The sequence below is a fragment of the Ruegeria sp. O6 genome (genome assembly GCF_056535045.1).
Window position 1 is genome coordinate 1 of record NZ_JBQERM010000041.1, and the last position, 1419, is coordinate 1419.

The following is a 1419-nucleotide window of genomic DNA, read 5'->3' on the forward strand; positions in this document are numbered from 1 at the left end:
ACCAACAGAGGAAAACCATGAAACGGACGACATCATTTTATTCGGCATTGGCGGTCGGTTTACTGACTGCGACGGTTGCGGCATCGGAGACGGAACTGACAGTTTACACCGCTGTCGAGGCGGAGGATCTGGCGAGGTATGCAGAGACGTTCAACCAGAGTAACCCTGATATCAAGATCAACTGGGTCCGGGACTCGACGGGGATCATCACCGCGAAACTGCTGGCTGAACGGGACAACCCACAGGCGGATGTGGTCTGGGGGTTGGCGGCGACCTCTCTGCTGCTGTTGAAATCCGAAGGGATGCTGGAGCCTTATGCCCCGGTTGGCGTAGACAAGCTGGATGCGAAATTCGTCGATGGTGACAACCCGCCTGCCTGGGTTGGCATGGACGCCTGGGTTGCCTCGGTTTGCTACAACACGGTTGAGGCGGAAAAGGCCGGGTTGAAGCCGCCCACTTCGTGGAAGGACCTGACTGATCCGATGTACAAGGATCAGGTGATCATGCCGAACCCGAATTCGTCTGGCACGGGGTTCCTTGATGTGTCCAGCTGGCTTCAAATGTTTGGCGAAGAAGGTGGCTGGGAATACATGGATGCGCTGCACGAGAATATTGCGCGCTACACCCATTCCGGCTCGAAGCCTTGCAAACTGGCGGCGGCGGGTGAGATCCCGATTGGTATCTCTTTTGCGTTCCGTGGGGCGAAGTCCAAAGCTGATGGCGCACCGCTGGAAATCATTGTGCCTTCGGAAGGCGTCGGCTGGGACATGGAAGCAACCGCGATTGTGGCCGGTACCGCAAATCTGGAAGCCGCGCAGAAGCTGGTGGACTTCACCGTCACCAAAGAGGCCAACGAGATGTACAATACCGGCTATGCGGTCGTGGCGTATCCCGGCGTTGCAAAACCGGTTGAACACTTCCCAGAAGGTCTTCTGGATGCGATGATCAACAATGATTTCGAGTATGCCGCCAACAATCGCGCGGCAATCCTGAAGGAATGGCAGTCTCGCTATGACGGAAAGTCTGAAGCGAAATAATTCCATTGGCAGGAGGGGCTTTTGTGCCTCTCCTGCCCGCCACTCTCTTGTTCCCACCAACACAACCAACTCACCCGGCGCGCACCAGCCAGGATCGGTCGTGCCCGAGGTGCAGATGTGAGGACCTCTCCCGTGCTTCAGAAAACACCACCCGGCGAACTGTATCTCAGCATCCAGAATTTGTGGAAAGCGTTCGGCAGCTTTCTGGCACTCAAGGACATCTCTCTTGAAATCAAAGAAGGTGAATTCATTTGTTTCCTTGGCCCGTCCGGCTGCGGCAAGACCACCTTGTTGCGGGCGATTGCCGGGCTGGATCTGCAGACCAAGGGTACGGTTATGCAGGATGGCAAGGACGTCTCCAACCTGCCCCCGTCCGAGCGTG

Annotated in this window: 2 protein-coding genes; both read left to right on the forward strand. The window is 56.7% G+C overall.

The features are described from left to right. Positions 1–17: 17 nt before the first annotated feature. The gene (locus ACR0DY_RS19880) at positions 18–1037 is read left to right on the forward strand and encodes a putative 2-aminoethylphosphonate ABC transporter substrate-binding protein (RefSeq protein ID WP_480484969.1); all 1020 of its coding nucleotides are present in this window, start codon (positions 18–20) and stop codon (positions 1035–1037) included. 132 nt (positions 1038–1169) lie between these two features. Beyond that, positions 1170–1419: ATP-binding cassette domain-containing protein (locus tag ACR0DY_RS19885; protein ID WP_480540102.1), on the forward strand; the 250-nt coding region annotated here is incomplete at its 3' end.

Bases quoted from the DNA above. Each gene is read 5' to 3' on its own strand.
- ACR0DY_RS19880 (WP_480484969.1), top strand. From the start codon at position 18: ATGAAACGGACGACATCATTTTATTCGGCATTGGCGGTCGGTTTACTG.